The 17,283-nt window shown below is 60.1% G+C and carries 13 protein-coding genes and 2 pseudogenes; 14 read left to right on the top strand and 1 reads right to left on the bottom strand.

Going from position 1 to position 17,283, the window contains the following annotated elements; translation table 11 throughout:
• Nucleotides 1-37 precede the first annotated feature (37 nt).
• The 11 genes and pseudogenes from CD58_RS28320 (at nucleotide 38) to CD58_RS28360 (ending at nucleotide 13,730) form a co-directional block, all read left to right on the top strand.
• Entirely contained in the window at nucleotides 38-1,489 is a 1,452-nt protein-coding gene (locus CD58_RS28320; protein WP_025216215.1) for an alanine/glycine:cation symporter family protein, read from the top strand.
• A gap of 135 nt (nucleotides 1,490-1,624) precedes the next feature.
• Nucleotides 1,625-2,629, top strand: coding sequence for an asparaginase (locus tag CD58_RS28325; protein WP_025216216.1), 1,005 nt, complete (start codon nucleotides 1,625-1,627; stop codon nucleotides 2,627-2,629).
• 184 nt (nucleotides 2,630-2,813) lie between these two features.
• Complete coding sequence (locus CD58_RS28330; RefSeq protein WP_025216217.1) at nucleotides 2,814-3,806, top strand: AraC family transcriptional regulator; 993 nt, start codon at nucleotides 2,814-2,816, stop codon at nucleotides 3,804-3,806.
• A 484-nt stretch (nucleotides 3,807-4,290) separates the two neighbouring features.
• Nucleotides 4,291-4,492 (top strand): annotated as a pseudogene (locus CD58_RS31575) (DUF6124 family protein); the annotation flags it as partial.
• A gap of 54 nt (nucleotides 4,493-4,546) precedes the next feature.
• On the top strand, nucleotides 4,547-5,101 hold the full coding sequence (locus tag CD58_RS28335; RefSeq protein WP_025216218.1) for a hypothetical protein: 555 nt from the start codon (nucleotides 4,547-4,549) through the stop codon (nucleotides 5,099-5,101).
• A gap of 27 nt (nucleotides 5,102-5,128) precedes the next feature.
• Complete coding sequence (locus tag CD58_RS28340) at nucleotides 5,129-5,341, top strand: hypothetical protein (RefSeq protein WP_003187072.1); 213 nt, start codon at nucleotides 5,129-5,131, stop codon at nucleotides 5,339-5,341.
• Between the two features lie 71 nt (nucleotides 5,342-5,412).
• A pseudogene (locus CD58_RS32045) lies at nucleotides 5,413-5,579 on the top strand (DUF6124 family protein); the annotation flags it as partial.
• Between the two features lie 517 nt (nucleotides 5,580-6,096).
• On the top strand, nucleotides 6,097-6,453 hold the full coding sequence (locus tag CD58_RS28345; protein ID WP_025216219.1) for a DUF6124 family protein: 357 nt from the start codon (nucleotides 6,097-6,099) through the stop codon (nucleotides 6,451-6,453).
• A gap of 334 nt (nucleotides 6,454-6,787) precedes the next feature.
• Nucleotides 6,788-7,819 carry a histone deacetylase family protein gene (locus CD58_RS28350; RefSeq protein WP_025216220.1) on the top strand — a complete coding sequence of 344 codons (1,032 nt, stop codon included), beginning with the start codon at nucleotides 6,788-6,790 and terminating at the stop codon, nucleotides 7,817-7,819.
• Nucleotides 7,820-7,829: 10 nt separating this feature from the next.
• A complete protein-coding gene (locus tag CD58_RS28355) occupies nucleotides 7,830-8,930 on the top strand; it encodes a polyamine ABC transporter substrate-binding protein (protein WP_025216221.1) in 1,101 nt (366 codons plus the stop codon).
• 465 nt (nucleotides 8,931-9,395) lie between these two features.
• Nucleotides 9,396-13,730, top strand: coding sequence for a dermonecrotic toxin domain-containing protein (locus CD58_RS28360; protein ID WP_235195283.1), 4,335 nt, complete (start codon nucleotides 9,396-9,398; stop codon nucleotides 13,728-13,730).
• A 3-nt stretch (nucleotides 13,731-13,733) separates the two neighbouring features.
• Here CD58_RS28360 and CD58_RS28365 read toward each other — a convergent pair whose 3' ends face one another.
• Nucleotides 13,734-15,284, bottom strand: a complete 1,551-nt coding sequence (locus CD58_RS28365) for a PLP-dependent aminotransferase family protein (RefSeq protein ID WP_025216223.1) — start codon at nucleotides 15,282-15,284, stop codon at nucleotides 13,734-13,736.
• Between the two features lie 100 nt (nucleotides 15,285-15,384).
• On the opposite strand from CD58_RS28365, the gene CD58_RS28370 reads away from it, so the two are divergent.
• The 3 genes from CD58_RS28370 to CD58_RS28380 are packed head-to-tail and all read left to right on the top strand — an operon-like array spanning nucleotide 15,385 to nucleotide 17,172.
• Nucleotides 15,385-16,026: an FMN-binding negative transcriptional regulator gene (locus CD58_RS28370; protein WP_025216224.1), complete on the top strand. Its 642-nt coding sequence runs from the start codon at nucleotides 15,385-15,387 to the stop codon at nucleotides 16,024-16,026.
• Between the two features lie 2 nt (nucleotides 16,027-16,028).
• Nucleotides 16,029-16,475: a GNAT family N-acetyltransferase gene (locus CD58_RS28375; protein WP_025216225.1), complete on the top strand. Its 447-nt coding sequence runs from the start codon at nucleotides 16,029-16,031 to the stop codon at nucleotides 16,473-16,475.
• Nucleotides 16,476-16,485: 10 nt separating this feature from the next.
• A complete protein-coding gene (locus CD58_RS28380) occupies nucleotides 16,486-17,172 on the top strand; it encodes a GNAT family N-acetyltransferase (protein WP_025216226.1) in 687 nt (228 codons plus the stop codon).
• The last annotated feature ends 111 nt before the right edge of the window (nucleotides 17,173-17,283 follow it).

Here is a 17,283-nt window from a genome sequence, read left to right on the forward strand (position 1 = left end):
CAGCATTTGCTTAAACAAAAAATAGCGAGGAATACTCATGCTTGAAGTCATCAACGACTTCCTTTCAGGGAAAGTGCTGATCGTGCTCATTGTCGGGCTCGGTGGCTACTTCACGATCCGCTCGCGTTTCGTCCAGTTCCGTCATTTCTTCCATATGTTCACGGTGTTTCGTGACAGCCTAAAAAGCAGCACTGACCAGCTCAGCTCGTTCCAGGCCTTGATGCTCAGCCTGGCCGGCCGTGTTGGCGCGGGCAATATCGCGGGTGTCGGCATCGCCGTGACCCTCGGTGGGCCTGGTGCGGTGTTCTGGATGTGGGTGACCGCGCTGGTCGGCATGTCCAGCAGCTTCTTCGAGTGCTCCCTCGGCCAGCTCTACAAGCGCTGCGACTCCGAAGGCCAGTACCGTGGCGGCCCGTCCTATTACATCCAGCACGGCCTGCAGAAACGCTGGTTGGGCATGATCATGGCGTTCCTGCTGCTGGTCACCTTCGGCTTCGCCTTCAACGGCCTGCAAGCCCACGCGGTTACCCATTCCCTGAACAACGCCTTCGGCTTCGACACCACCTACACCGGCCTGGGCCTGGCGGTGCTGCTGGGCCTGGTGTTCATCGGTGGGATCAAGCGCATCGCCAAGGTGGCCGACCTGCTGGTACCGGTCAAGACCCTGGCGTACATCGCTGTGACGCTCTATGTGATCGTCCTGCAGTTCGAACATGTACCGGGCATGCTGGCGACCATCGTCAAGAGCGCATTCGGTCTGGACCAGGCCTTCGGCGGCCTGATCGGCAGCGCCATCGTCATGGGCGTCAAGCGTGGCGTATTCGCCAACGAAGCCGGCCTGGGCAGTGCGCCTAACGTGGCCGCCGTAGCGTCGGTCGAGCACCCGGTAGCCCAGGGTGTGGTTCAGGCGTTCAGCGTATTCCTGGACACCTTCGTGATCTGCACCTGCACCGCGCTGTTGATCCTGCTGTCGGGCTTCTACACCCCAGGCTTCGAAGGCGACGGCATTGCCCTGACCCAGAACTCCCTGGCGGCGGTAGTCGGTGACTGGGGCCGGATCTTCATCTCCGTGGCGCTGTCGTTGTTCGTGTTCACCTCGATCCTCTACAACTACTATCTGGGCGAGAACAACCTGCGCTTCATGATCGGCGACAACCGCAAGGTGCTGATGGGTTACCGCGCGCTGGTGCTGGTCCTGATTTTCTGGGGCGCCATCGAAAACCTTGGCACCGTGTTCGCCTTCGCCGACATCACCATGACGCTGCTGGCGTTCGTGAACCTGATCGCGCTGTTCCTGCTGTTCAAGGTCGGCATGCGCATCCTGCGCGACTACGATGACCAGCGTTCGGCCGGCATCAAGGTTCCGGTCTTCGACTCCAGCAAGTTCCCGGACCTGGATCTGGACCGCAAGGCCTGGCCTGCCAACCCGTCGGCACCGGTTGCCCAGCCTGACGCGAACACCGCTGGTGTGACCGCAGCGCAACGCTGATCGGTAACAAGCTGTCTGGAAAAAACCGGGCGCATCCCCTGCGTCCGGCGTGACACAACCTAAGGTCGGCGTCATGCTCGGCCTTATGTTGTGGCAGCGAAGCAAAGCTGCCGTTTTCGTCCTCGGAGAACAACCATGAACCCCTCGACCTACCCTGCCGCCCAGCACGTCATGGTGCTCTACACCGGCGGTACCATCGGCATGCAGGCCAGCGCCCACGGCCTGGCTCCAGCATCCGGTTTCGAAGCGCGAATGCGCGACTACCTGCACAGCCAACCGGAACTCGTCATCCCGTCATGGCGTTTCCGGGAAATGTCGCCGCTGATCGACAGCGCCAACATGACCCCGGCCTATTGGCAGCAACTGCGCGAAGCAGTAGTCGATGCCGTGGATGTGCAGGGCTGCGACAGCGTGTTGATCCTGCACGGCACCGACACGCTGGCCTACAGCGCGGCGGCGATGAGCTTTCAATTGCTCGGCCTGCATGCGCGGGTGTGTTTCACCGGGTCCATGCTGCCCGCCGGCGTGACCGACAGCGACGCCTGGGAAAACCTCAGCGGCGCGCTGGTTGCCCTCGGCCAGGGCCTGGCGCCGGGGGTGCATCTGTATTTCCACGGTGAGCTGCTGGAACCAACCCGTTGCGCCAAAGTGCGCAGTTTCGGTCGCCACCCGTTCAAGCGCCTGGAGCGCCAGGGCGGCGGCGTCAAAGCCGCTTCGCTGCCGGCGCGGTTGAATTACAACCAGCCCAAGCAAGTGGCGAATGTCGCCGCGTTACCGCTGTTCCCCGGCATCAGCGCCGAGATCCTGGATGGCCTGCTCGGTAGCGGTATCCGGGGCCTGGTGCTGGAGTGCTATGGCAGCGGCACCGGGCCGAGCGACAACCCAGCCTTCCTCGCCAGCCTCGAGCGGGCGCGGGACAGCGGCGTGGTGGTGGTGGCGGTCACCCAATGCCATGAAGGCGGCGTGGAACTGGACGTGTACGAGGCCGGCAGTCGCTTGCGTGGCGTCGGCGTGCTGTCCGGCGGCGGCATGACCCGCGAGGCGGCGTTCGGCAAGCTGCAGGCGTTGATTGGCGCAGGGTTGCCCGTGGAAGAGGTTCGGCGGTTGGTTGAGCTGGATCTATGCGGTGAGCTTATCTGACACCCGGTAAACCCTGTGGGAGCGAGCTTGCTCGCGATAGCGGGCTGATAGTCAACATCAGCGTCGACTGACACACCGCCATCGCGAGCAAGCTCGCTCCCACATTGGGTGTTGTGTTGAGCTTCCGATTTTCATCCGGCATACAACTTGCTCCATCTCCAGCCTCCCCAGGCTGGAACCGCACATGCTTCATTCCCACCTCACCACCCTCAACGCCGTCTCCCTGGTGCTCAATGCCTTCAAAAACGAAGGCCTGCCCAGTGACGCACTGCTGGCCGGCAGCGGCATCAGCGCGGCGGATCTGAACCGGGCCGACACGCGCATCACCACCAACCAGGAAATGCAGGTCTGCGCCAACGCCGTGGCCCTCAAGCGTGACATCGGCCTGGAACTGGGCCTGCGCATGCACGTGTCGTCCTACGGCATGCTCGGCTATGCCCTGCTCACCAGTGCCACCTTAGGTGACGCTTTGCGCCTGGCGCTGCGCTATCCGGCGCTATTGGGAACACTCTTCGAGCTGAATCTGGAAGAGGACGATGAGACGGTCTGGCTCAGCGCCAGCGATTATCGGGAGAACCCGACCCTGGCGGTATTCAACGCCGAGTTCTGCATGGTTTCGTTGAAAGTCATCTGCAATGACCTGCTCGGCCATGTGCTGCCGTTACGCGCGGCACGTTTCGAACATCCGGCGCCCGATTACCAGGTGCGCTATGGAGCGCATTTTGATTGCCCTGTCCGGTTCGACAGCATCGATAACGCCTTTGCCTTCGACCGCCACTGGCTCGGACAGCCCCTGCCCCTGGCCGACCCCATTACCCATCACGCCATGGCCGAACGCTGCCGCCGACAGAACACCGAATTCACCGGGCGCCAGGCCTGGCTGGGGCGGATTCGCCAGTTGCTCGACGCACAACTGAACGCCGCCCCCGGCCTGGAAGGCCTGGCCGCGCAAATGAACTGCTCGGCGCGCACCTTGCGCCGGCACCTCAAAGATCTGGGTTGCAGCTATCAAGAGTTGCTAGACGAACTGCGCTTCGAGCGGGCCAAGCAGATGCTCTGCGAGGATCAATTGCCGATCTATCGGATTGCCGAACTGCTCGGCTTCAGTGAAACGGCCAGCTTTCGCCATGCGTTCGTGCGCTGGAGTGGGGTTGCGCCGAGTCAGTTCAGATCCTGAACCCTCCTCGGCAACCACCACTTTCATGTACAGCACCAACCCCTGTGGCGAGGGAGCTTGCTCCCGCTGGGTGGCGAAGCCGCCCCAATAAGACTGACGCATGCTGCCAGGCACACCGCATCGACCGGTCTACGACGGCTGCGCCGCCGAGCGGGAGCAAGCTCCCTCGCCACGAGTCTCAGGGCGTTACGAATGGCTTGTTTATTCCCCCTCTGCCTCGTTTCCGCCAACCCACGCATTCTTGCGCCGTTGCCTACAACTACGCCAGAAACCGCCGGCTTGTGCGCCTTGCCCCCGGGCCCTATCGTTTCCCTGCCACTGCCCATCAGTGGTCGGGTTTAATAGCCCGGATGACTTACCGGTTGCATGAGTCTCATCAGTCAGGCGTTGCCTGCACTCGATGGTGGCTGTGCGCATGACGCCTTCGGGCGCGCCGGTTTGCGTATGTCACCGGTCTACTAACCTGCGCACAACTGTCTCCCTGCTCTCCACCGTCGTAAAAAACATCAACAACGAGTCCCTGCTCGCCGACCTCAGCGAAACCCTGGCTTCTACCGAAGCGGCGGTCAGCCCTGGCCGTAGAGCTTGGAGGCGCAAGACACCACTTCGTCCTCTGTATCCAGCAACTTATCGAACTGAGTTCATTGCTGGCGAACCGGGTGCTGGATAACGTTGAGCCGCGCTAGCAGGGTTTCGGTGCAAAGAAGGGCGACAAATTCGCTGAAACCAAGGATTGAGAAGTGGCAAGAGTTTCACGGCGCAAATATGAGGAATGGCGGGCTTATGCCAATGCAGCCCGCACAGCTTCCAATGAGCTATTGGCATTGCTAGCGCAAGAATCAGCAGATCCTGAACGAGCGGGTGAGGTTGATTTCGCACTGGTGCGCTTCGGAGACATCGATGCTCGCGCACTCGAACAATTTGATCTATGGGAGTCAGACCACGGTTTCCCCTGGCATGATTCTCCGGGGGTCATCAAAAGCGATGCCCGGCATCTCGATCTCGCGCTGTGGTACGGGGATTTACTGTGTGGCTTATGCTTCGCCACGCCCAGCGGCAAACGCGCTGTTGTACGGATCAAACTACTGGAGGGGCATCCCAAACGGGAGGATGGCCCGCATCCTTTAAAGCGAAGAGTCATCGAACTTTGCGTGCTTGCCGTTACTCAGTATTGCAAGATCATCGGAGCGGAACTCATTGAAATCGATAGCCCATTGCCCGGAGCAGTCCCGGTATACGTCGAGAACGAGTTCCAGATGGTAAACGGCGCCCTTGTGTTGACTCTTGATGAGTAATAGCATCATTTCAGAGGTGATCGAAAAGTGAGCAAATTGAAAGCAACCCAAAGCGGTAAGGCCGGCAAGCACAAAGGGCAAGACACCTTTGGCTGCTTGTACGTGCGCGGCTTGCGCAAAGCTCGTGTCACTAGCTCGATGGATCTGCGGATGCTCGACCGCATCCGTCGTGGTTCATCCGATGAGCCAGAGGGTGCGCTCGCTGGTTCGCGTCAGACCAAGCTTTCTGCCAGTGCGTAAACCACGACAGAGTGAGAACTGGGCGACCTTGGTCGCCTTTTTTGTGTTTTATCCTGTGACGGCCAATAGCCCTGCCCGCCAATCTCAGCGAAATCCCGGCTTCTGCCGATGTGGTGGTCAACGAACTGCCTCCGCGCCGGAAGGCTCCCGCCGCCCCATCGCCCTCGGCATCCAGCAACTGATCGAACTCAGTTCATTGCTGGCGAACCGAGCGCTGGATAACGTCTACCCACGATAGCCGCTACACCCTCAACCTGTGGCAAGGGAATTTAGCGAAACGTCGCACCGCCCCGCTGGGCTGCACAGCAGCCCCAAAAACCAGCACATCCCTACAACAAATCGCTGCGCCACCGACCGGGAGCAAGCTCCCTCGCCACGAATCCAGGGCACTACGAATGCCTTGTTTATTCTCCTTCCGCCGCCCTTCTCCCAACCCACGCATTCTTGCGCCATTGCCTACAACTACTCCAGAATCCGCCCGCTTGTGCGCCTTGCTCCCGGGCTCTATCGTTTCCTCGTCGCTGCACACTCAGCGAACGGGCTTGGCGGCCCGGTACTCGAAAGGCGCAACAACACCTTCAAGCATGATTGCAATGCCTCTGGCATTCGGTGCTCTTATGTTATGGCGGGTTGCGCAAGGATCCCTTTGGGGATGCCGGGTTCCTTTCGTTCCGGTCCGCCAACCTTGTGTAATCCGTCACCCCATCTGCTTGGCGGCAGACGGTGATGGTTCCTCTTACGAAAGGAGCTCCACCATGTTCAAACCTACACCGAATCCGCCAGAGGCGGCCTCCACTCCCCCGCACACCAAATCCAAAACCAAAAAGCTCGACGAAGCCGCCAATCGCGCTCTGGATTTCTATCTGTCGCCAAAGACAAAATCTGAAGACGCGAGTAAACCAGGCCAGCTCTTCACCGTCATAAAAGACATCGACAACGAAAGCCTCCTGGCCAACCTCAGCGAAACCCTGGCTTCAGCCGATGCGATGGTCGGCGACCTGGCCTTCGAACTGGAAGGTTCCCGCCGCCACATCGCTCTCGGCATCCAGCAACTGATCGAACTGAGTTCATTACTGGCGAACCGTGCGCTGGATAACGTCGACCCACGATAGCCGCTACACCACCAACCCCTGTGGCGAGGGAGCTTGCTCCCGCTGGGTGGCGAAGCCGCCCCAAAAAGGCCGACGCATTTTTCCAGACACACCGCATCGTCCGGTTTGCGACGGCTGCGCCGTCGAGCGGGAGCAAGCTCCCTCGCCACGGGTACAACACAATCATCGGGACATCACTCACGCCCCAACCCCACGCACACCCGCGCCAACAAGGGGCGATTTACGGTCAAACTTATTGGCCATTTCGATCCCCTTTTGGCCTCTCCTGCCGTTCTCCAAAACCTCAAGCGCCGCAAGACTGTGATTCAACGAATCAGCCCTGCGGAGAACAACAATGCTGACGATCTACTCAGACGATCACCACCTGCACCACGGACGTTGCGAGTTGATGGACGGGCAGTTGATGCCTTGCTTCGAAATGCCGTCCCGGGCCGATCATGTGCTGGATCGGGTCAAGGCTCAGGCACTGGGCCCGGTGCAGGCGCCGCAGGATTTCGGCCTCGCGCCGATCCAGCGTATCCACGGCGCGGCGTACCTGGAATTCTTCAAGGGGGCTTGGGATCGCTGGGCGGAACAGCAACGCGACGGCGATTTGCTGCCCTTCACCTGGCCGGCGCGGACCCTGCGCGCGGTCATTCCGAAAAGCTTGCACGGCCAGCTTGGCTATTACAGCTTCGACGGCGGCGCGCCGATTACCGCGGGTACTTGGCAAGCGGCGTACAGCGCCGCCCAGGTGGCCCTCACCGCCCAGGCTGAAATCCAGCGCGGCGCCCGCAGTGCCTTTGCGCTGTGCCGGCCGCCAGGGCACCACGCCGCCAGCGACTTGATGGGCGGTTATTGCTACCTCAACAACGCCGCCATCGCCGCCCAGGCGTTCCTCGACCAGGGCCATAGAAAGGTCGCGATCCTCGATGTCGATTACCACCACGGCAACGGCACCCAATCGATTTTCTACGAACGCAGCGACGTGTTGTTTGCCTCGATCCATGGCCACCCGGAATTCGAATTTCCATTCTTCCTCGGCTACGCCGACGAGCGCGGTGAAGGCGCCGGCGAGGGTTTCAATTTCAACTACCCTTTGCCCGCAGGTTCAGGTTGGGACACCTGGAGCGCCGCGCTGGAGCAAGCCTGCGGCGAAACCCAGGGCTACGACGCCGATGTCATCGTCGTGTCCCTGGGCGTGGACACCTTCAAGGACGACCCGATCTCCCAGTTCAAGCTCGACAGCCCGGATTACCTGGCGATGGGCAAGCGCATCGCGGCGCTCGGCAAGCCGACCCTGTTCGTGATGGAAGGCGGCTACGCGGTGGCAGAAATCGGCATCAATGCGGTGAACGTTCTCGAAGGTTTTCAAAGCGCCCAATGAGGAATAAAGCATGAAAAGACTCAAGCGTTTAATGGCTCCAGCCCTGTGCGCCGCGCTACTTTGCGGCGCCGCCCAGGCCCAAGAGCGCACCTTGCGTGTCTACAACTGGTTCGACTACATCACGCCCAAGGCCCTGGACGATTTCAAGGCGCAGAACAGCCAGGTCAAGCTGGTCTACGACATCTTCGACACCAACGAGGCCTTGGAGGCCAAGCTGCTGACCGGCAATTCCGGCTACGACGTGGTGGTGCCGTCCAACGTGTTCCTGGCCAAGCAGATCGAGGCCGGCGTGTTCCAGCCCCTGGACCGCAGCAAACTGCCGAACTGGAACCACCTCGATCCCAAGCTGATGAAGCTGATCGAGGCCAATGACCCGGGCAACAAATTCGCCGTGCCCTACATGTACGGCACCATCCTGATCGGCTTCAACCCGGACAAGGTCAAGGCCGCCCTGGGTGACAACGCACCGGTGGACAGCTGGGACCTGATCTTCAAGGAAGAGAACCTCAGCAAGCTCAAGCAATGCGGCGTGGCGCTGCTCGACTCACCTTCGGAAATCCTGCCCCTGGCCTTGCAGCACCTGGGCCTGGACCCCAACAGCAAGAAGCCGGCGGACTACGCCAAGGCCGAAGCGCTGATGATGAAGATTCGCCCACACATCACCTATTTCCATTCCTCCAAGTACATGGCCGACATCGCCAACGGCGACATCTGCGTGGCGGTGGGTTACTCCGGCAGCTTCTCCCAGGCCGCCAACCGCGCCAAGGAAGCCAAGAACGGTGTGACGGTCGACATGCGCCTGCCCAAGGAAGGCGCGCCGATCTGGTTCGACATGCTCGCCATTCCCAAAGGGGCCGCCAACCCGGACGACGCCTACACCTTCATCAACTACCTGTTGCAACCGAAGGTGATCGCGCCGGTCAGCGACTTCGTCGGCTATCCGAACCCGAACAAAGACGCCACAGACATGGTCGACCCGGCGATCCGCAACAACCCCAACCTGTATCCGACCGAAGCGGCGATGGCCACGCTCTATACCTTGCAACCGTTACCGAGGGATGCCGAACGGGCACGGACACGGGCCTGGACCCGGATCAAATCCGGGCAGTAGCCTGTAGCGAGGAGAGCGTTATCAGGGCTGCTTCGCAGCCCCAGCGGGGCGGTGCGACGTTTCGTTAAATCCCCTCGCCACAAGGTTTACTTGGCATATACATAGTTACCACCTTCCCTGGCTTGCCCCTCCCTAGCATGGAATCCCCGAAGCATTCAGCGGCGGGAATTCCACCTATCGCAAGACAGGGAGCGTCAGATGACCAGAACCTCTACAACCACGAACACTACACCCGAAGCCAGCCTCAAGAATGCTGTGCTCAACCAGCTACTCGCAGGGCCCACCTCCCCGGAAGTAGCCGCCGTGCTCCTGCGCAGGGCCCTCAAGAAAATGTATCCGACACTGGACCTCGATCCGCTCAACACAGTCGTTGGCGAGCCTCGCTGGGACATTGTCGATGGCGAAATCCTGGAACTGCCCACCCGTTACGAAACCCTCAGCGATATGGTGGCTGAACGAGTAGGCGTGAACGATTCGACCATGCTGATCGAAGGCGTGCACTTTCTGACCCAACTGCCGATCAGCACCCCGGAGGTGCATCTGCCGGTACGTATCGAACAGATCGGAGCCCTGATCAACGAACTGGAGCCCGTCATGTTGTCCGCCTGCCAAGAACAACAACTGGCGTACTGGAACGCTTCAGTGGGCACATCCGGCCCACGCTGGCATGAACTCTCCAGAACCTTGCGCAAGATCTGGGACGTCAAAGAGGTCAATGGCTGGACTGCGACTGAGTGCGACATGGCCAGGCAATTGTTCCTTTACCCCAACCAGGAGGACCGCAAGGAACATGATCGCTACGATACTCACGCGTACCTGATCGACATCGATGAAGTTGACGGGAGCAAAGTCAGTCGCCTGAACGAAAACTCGCTGGTGGTACTGATCGGAACCATCGCCAGCAAAGAGGTCATCCTTACGTACTCGCTGCGCGACAGCTATAAAAAATTCGATTCACAGCAAGCGCTGGGGCAATTTCTCCCGACGCAACTGGACACCACGTTCCGCAAGAAAATCCAGTGGCGGCTGTATGAGCCCACCGGCAACATCTTCGATCACAAGGCCTGCGGACTGATCGCCATGCAGGTCAAGATCCTCGGCTCCCCCAGCTTTCTGAAAAAAGTTGCATCCATCGAGGACGACCAGCCAGTGACCAGCGGGCTGGACGCAGACAAAGGTCTTGGCGCGACCTGGTTCGACAAACAGATACCCGACTGGCTGCTGGCAGCGTCGATATCCGATCAGATTCTGTTCGCCCAGCACATGAAAAACCTTTCGGCGCTGAGCAGTTCCCATGCCGGCAAGACCTACCTGGACGCTATTGCGCCTATCAAAGAGTTTGCGTTGAACGCCCTCAAGAAGCAGATTCAAGCGGACCATGCCGACGCTTCGACGCTCGATCCGGAAAAAATCGAGATCCAGATACGCAGCCTCGTGGCCTGGGGATCCTTCATTGTTCCTGGCAAATTCGAGACCACCCGGTTCAACCTCGTTGAGCTGGCCTTGCAAAACCTGATTGCACTCCCCCTCGGTAACAAAACCGTCAGGTCCCTCGACAACAAGCCGTTGCCCACATGGATGACGGCCGACTACATCGAAAGCCTCATCACCAAAATCGATATCGGTCGCGTCTATCCCGATCTGGTGAAGAGCAAACTGCTCGACGATCCGGCCGAATCGAGCCGCCGCGAAGAGTTGTACACCTCCCAGTTGCGCATTCAACTGCCCATGCTGGCGCTGGAGGGAAAGATCCGTGGGCATGGGAACATAGACGAACGGGGTTACCGTTATGTCGCCGCACTGATGGAACCCGAGGAAGCCGACCGCAAGGTCGACGGACAACCCATCGTCCTGCGCCGGCTGGCCTTCATATCCGAACAAAAGTTGCTCCCTTCGGAAGACGTCGTGACCAACATGTTCGTGATCGGTCCGAAGAATCCAGGCGCCGGTCCCTGCCTACTTTATCGACCGTTGCTTGAGCCGCAGTTGTGCCAGTACCCCTCGTCCAGCAACCTGTTGTATGCGATCAGGCAAACCCCTGAATTGCGTCAATCGGTCCTGGCCTGGCTGCCCGATGAGGTGCGCAGCAATTACAGCCGATACATTTTCTCGGGCCCCCTGCCCTCACCCTGGATCATCGTTGAGTTTGCGACGGACCCTTTTACGTCATGGCTCGATAGCGCCCCCGTCGGTTTGAGCGAAAAAACCTTGGAGCCCGACTTCCTGCCACTGTTGTTCAAGGCCAATGCCAATGCTCTGGTCGAGCTTGCAGATCGGCAATCGGTCTCCAACAGCGAAACCCGCTGGAGTACGTTCAAGCAGGCAGGCTGGCTGATTTTCAACCTGGCCCTGCCTTACCTGGGCGCTGCCGTGGGCACCGCCGTCTGGCTCTGGCAAATTCTGGATGACATTGAAACGCTGATGCAGGACAGCGAACACGCCAACGACCAGGCCACATGGGAGGCATTCGTCGACCTGCTGCTGAACCTGGCCATGGCGATCACCACTCACGCTATCGACCATGCCAGAGAGGGCACACGCAGTCGCCGGGCACCGGCGCCGGAGGTGATAGAGGAGCCGGTCAAGCTGGTTAAACCCAAGCTCATCATCGAAAAACTCACGCCTTTGACCGCTAAGGAACCGCCCCCCGAGCACTATGAGTCCATCCATTCCATCGGTGCCTTGACAGGCAAATCGGGAGAGGATGCGAAGCTCCTCGAGACGTTCAGCATCGACGCCCCAGAAAAACCAGGGCAGCCCCACACCGACGGCACGTTCAAAGGCCTCTACGAGCAAGAGGGGTTGCGGTACGCCAAAATGGCAAACAAATGGTTCAACGTGACGCTGGAGGGAGATAAGGTCTGCATCGTCGACGGAAAAAGTCCCACGCGCCTGGGCCCTGCCCTGAGGCTGGATACACACGGCAATTGGCATATCGACACCCGCCTGCGTCTGCGCGGCAGCGGATCAAAAGGTGCGATGCAAAGAGTCATCGCCGACACCCACCGCCGCAGCATTCAACTGCTTGCCGAACTGAACCGCTTCGAAGAAAAAAAACCGGAGCATCAGGCGCTGCTGACAATGAACGTGCAAGAGTTGAACAACGCCTCGGGCTCCACCAAGGAGATCAAGCGCAACGTTTACTTGAGCACTTTGAAAACCCAGCGCGAAAGCTACGAAGAAGCGTTGAACATACTGACGCAATGGCCCGTCTTCCAATCAAGACCCGACGCGCCCAAAGCCAGGCTTGGCTACCTGAACGCACAGATCAACTTCACGTTCGAAGAGATAGACACGCTGAAGGAGCGGTTTACCCCAGCCCTGAGAACAGCCATGGGCATGGCCACCACCGGCGTCGCAGTCGTGGAGCAACACCACGTCGATGCAGCCGAAAGCATGATCCGGGTCGGCGAGGACATGAACGAGCGCCTGGATTACATGGAGACACGTTTTTCCAGGCTCAAGGTACTGGGGCGTGAAGGTTTTGAATTTATCCGGCAGCACCGTGGAAGAATGCCGACCTACAAGAGCGACGGTATTCGCCTTATCCAGTTGGACATGTATCGCCACCTTTGCCTATCACTCGATAGCGTCAATACGATGCCCGAAGGCTGGGCAGTCATTAACCAACTGGTTGATAGCGCCACGATCGCCTTTCAAAGCCTGCACGACGCCATCGAAGAACGCAGCGTGATCCGGCTGGATGAGCAAATCGATGCATTTGGCAGCCTCACGGAACAGTTCACCGCCCTTGAAGAACAACTCGAATACGTGGGTACTGAATACAAGGACAGCGCCCGGCCGGCCGAACTCAATAGGCTGAGCAAGCAGATCGGCGGCCTGAAAAAACGGGCAGTGCGACATCTGGCCCAGGCCCTGGATGAGAGAAGCAACCGGCGCAGCATGGGCAACCCTTACGAGCCACGCCCCAGGTTCAGGAAGAAGTTCATCAGGGCACGCTTTTGGGGCCTTGTCAGTGGTGAGCCTCGTTTAACGAAAATGCAGGAAGAAACCGATTGGGTCGACGTGAAAAACCCAGTCACGGACAAGATCATCGCCACCTTCCACCGCAAGGGAACGGGGGAGTGGGTGCCCCATGCGCTCGCCGATACGCCACAGATCGTCCCGTCCCTGGCAACCAGCCTCGCAAAGGGCCAAGCCCTGATCGATGGGCTGGAGGCATTCCAGGCGCAGGTCGAGGAGCAGATGAATGCGCCAGGCCGATCGCCCACCGGCATCGGGATGATTCTGAACGCTCATGCAAACAGGATGGAGAAAGTCGGCATTGCAATCAAAAAGGCAATGGACAGTGCCTCGAACGAAACCGTTGAAGTTTCGGTGAAACAAAAGCGTACGGCCGAAGCCTTGCGTACGGAACTCAAGACGCAAGCGAAGGCCCTTTATGAGGACGCCTTCGATGCCGTACTGAACGTCATTAAACATCGTCCCCCGACCATGGATGGCGTCATATGGCTTAAAAGCCGCAATCGCATTTCCATCACCAAACTAAAGAACCGACAAAAAAACAAAGGCCCGCTTCACGGCTATCTCGACCGGTACGAGATCAGGGACGAGAAGGAAAACAAAACGCTTTGGTTTGCGGACTTCCGTTACTCCACCGACTGGGTCCCCGCCCACGCCTACCTTTCCGGTCGCTTGAAAACACCGGAACAAGTCAACAAGGGAGCACGCGCCGATGCCACCCAGGACCTCACCCAGCGTCAACTGATCGATCTTTACCGCAGCGAAATTGCGGTGGACCAGGCCAAGGAAGTGTTCTTTCCAAAGCAGCCCTCATAACGGTCAGGATCTGAGTTTCCAGGCCTTTGCCAGGTTCGCCAGCGCGATGCCAATCGCCGTTGGCGGAACAGCCGCAAACCCCAGCACCAATCCGGCACGCACAGGCGTCGTGGTGGTGGGCAACCAATAACTGCTCAAGCCATTGATTTCGACACCGGCAGCGGTGGCTTGAGCGATCAGTTCGCGCTCACGCTCGGGGCTGTCCACCGGTACGGTGACATGCAGCCCGGCTACGACCGTGGGCATGGTGCCGACGCCGGCAACCGCCTTCGGCCAGCCGGCCAGCAGCGCGTCACGCCGGGCCAGGGCGGCCCGCCGCATGCGCCGGATGTGCCGTTGAAAATGCCCGGCGGCCATGAACTCGGCCATCACCGCCTGGGTACTGACTTCGGAGTGACGCACGTCCACGGCGCGCCGTCGGGCAAATGCATTGACCAGGCCGGGCGGCAACACCAGGTAGCCCAGGCGCAGGGCCGGAAACGCTACTTTGCCGAATGTGCCGACGTAGAGCACACGGCCCTGGCGATCCAGTGCCGCCAAGGGTGCCAGCGGCGCGCCGCTGTAGCGGTATTCGCCGTCGTAGTCGTCCTCGACGATCCAGCCGTCGTTGCGCTCGGCCCAGGCCAGCAGTTCCAGCCGACGCGCGAGGCTCATGACCACCCCGGTCGGGTATTGATGGGACGGTGTGACGTAGGCCAGCCGGCAGTGGCTCAACGTACCGAGCGCCGTGCAGTCGAGGCCATCGTTATCGACCGGCACACCCCTCACCTCGGCACCGGCCACGGCGAACGCATGCCCGGCGGCGCGGTAGCCGGGATTTTCCACCGCGACGATGTCGCCAGGGTTCACCAGCAGCTGTGCACAAAGACTAATGCCTTGCTGTGCACCGCTGGTGATCACAATTTGTTCAGCCGTGCAGTGCAGGCCACGGGAGCTGCGTAGGTAAGCCGCGATCAGGCCGCGCAAGCGTGCGTCACCTTGCGCGTCGCCATAACACAGCTGTTGCAGATCCGGCTTGCGCCAGAAAGCCGCATTCAGCTTGGCCCAGACGTCGAATGGGAACAAATCGAACGCCGGAACCCCGACCCGGAACGCCTTGGGCGGACCACTGGGCGGCTGGGGTAAATGGTGTTTTTCAACGCGGTTTAACCCATCACTGTGGATAACTTTACTGGATGGGCCCACAGGTAAATCGAGCCAATCTGTGGATAAGGCTGTGGGTAAGCCTGTTGAAAAACCTGTGGACACTTTTGTGGATATGTTTCTCAGCGGCAGCGCCGTCGAAGACAGTTTTGCCACATAAGTCCCATCGCCCACGCGCCCTTCGATGAAGCCCTCGGCGTAGAGCTGGTCGTAGGCGCGTACCACGCTGTTGCGCGAGATCGACAAGGCCGCCGCCAAGTCACGGCTGGCGGGCAGACGCGTGCCGCTGGCCAGGCGTCCATCCAACACCCGTGCGCGTAGCGCCTGGTAAAGCTGGCGACTGAGCCCCTGCCGGCGGTCCAGCTCGATTCCGGCGGGGTTGAACGACAGTGGCGGCACGGCGTTGTTCATGACAACCCTCGTAAATGGACCTATCGAATTGGTCATAAGTGGCTCTTACAACAGACCAATAGCCTGCCTAGGATGCTCCCATTCGCCAAGGAAAATCATCATGTACAACCCGAAAGCCTTTGCCGTCGAAGACCTGCCCCAACTGCACGGCATGATGAATGATTGCCGTCTGGCCGTATTGATCACTCGCGGTGAACACGGTTTGCAGGCCAGTCACTTGCCGTTGTTGCTGGACACGCAACAGGGCCCCAATGGCAGCCTCTACGGGCACATGGCCCGGGCCAATCCACAATGGCGCGACCTGGAAGCCGGCGCCGAGGCCTTGGTGATCTTCGCCGGGGCCGATGCCTACGTCAGCCCCAGTCTCTACCCCGGCAAGGCCGAACACGGCAAGGTCGTACCAACCTGGAACTACGTGGCCGTACATGCCTACGGCACGGCCGAGGTGTTCAGCGACCCTCATCGTCTGCGCAACCTGGTCGGCGCCCTCACCGACCGCCACGAAACCGGCCGCGCCCAGCCCTGGACAATCGACGATGCACCGGCCGAGTACATCGACAGCATACTCAAGGCCATCGTCGGCTTTGCTCTGCCGATCCAGCGCTTGGAGGGCAAGCGCAAACTCAGCCAGAACCGCAGCCCAGCCGACGCCGCCGGCGTGCGCAACGGCCTCGCCGCCAGTCTCGACCCACACGACCAGACGCTCGCGCGGCTGATGCCTGATCCATTGTCCAAGGAGTGAATATGAGCCAGACCGAAATCCGCCTCGTCAGCGCTGACGATCACGCCGCATGGCTGCCGTTGTGGCAGGCGTACCTGCGTTTCTACAACACCGAATTGCCAGACGCGGTCAGCCAAAGTACCTGGCAACGCTTGCTCGATGACCGCGAGCCAACCCACGGTGCCCTCGCTTGGAACGGCGACACGGCAGTGGGCCTGGTGCATTTCATCTACCATCGCTCGAACTGGAGCATTGAAAACTCCTGCTACCTGCAAGACCTGCTGGTGACGGAGCAGAGCCGCGGCACCGGTGTCGGTCGCCAGCTCATCGAGTTCGTCTACCGCACGGCCAAGGCCGATGGTTGTTGCAAGGTGCACTGGTTGACCCACGAAACCAACGCGACCGCGATCCAGCTTTACGAGCGCATCGCTGAACGTCCAGGTTTCATCCAATTTCGCAAAGCCCTGTAAGGAGCGCAGCATGTCGACTTCACTCGCCGATTGGAAAGGTGTCCCGGCGCCCTCTACGCAACTGATCGAAGGGCGCTTCATCCGCCTGGAAAAACTTGACCCGGCACGCCATGCCGACGGTCTGTGGCAAGCCCTCGAAGGTCCCGGGGCCGACCCGAAGCTCTGGGATTACTTGCCTTACGGCCCGTTCAAGGATCGCGGCGCTTTCGATGCCTGGCTGGCGAATCATGCCGCCAATACCGACCCCTACTTCTTCAGCGTGATCGACCGCGCCAGTGGCGACGTTCAAGGCATTCTCAGCCTGATGTCCATCGTCCCGGCCCAGGGTCGCATCGAGATCGGCCACGTGACCTTCGGCGCGCCGATGCAGCGTTCGCCGAAAAGCACCGAGGCGGTGTACTTGTTGGCCAAGGAGTCTTTCGCCCTGGGTTATCGCCGCCTGGAATGGAAGTGCAACAACGGCAACGCCCGCTCCAAGTACGCCGCCGAACGGCTGGGGTTCACGTTTGAAGGCGTGTTCCGCCAGCACATGGTGGTCAAGGGGCAAAACCGCGACACCGCGTGGTACTCGATGCTCGACTCGGAATGGCCGGCGATTGGGGCGGGATTCGAGCGGTGGTTGAGTGAGGAGAACCAGCGCGAGGGTGGGCAGGTGCGGGGGTTGGTGGAGTGTCGGTCACAGGGTGTGGGTGACTGAGGGTCCGCTATCGCGAGCAAGCTCGCTCCCACAAGGGATCTGCGGTGAACACTGGATCTGTGGACACTGAAGACCCCCTGTGGGAGCGAGCTTGCTCGCGAAGGCGGCGTT

The sequence above is a fragment of the Pseudomonas brassicacearum genome (assembly GCF_000585995.1).
Lineage (GTDB): Bacteria > Pseudomonadota > Gammaproteobacteria > Pseudomonadales > Pseudomonadaceae > Aquipseudomonas > Aquipseudomonas brassicacearum_A.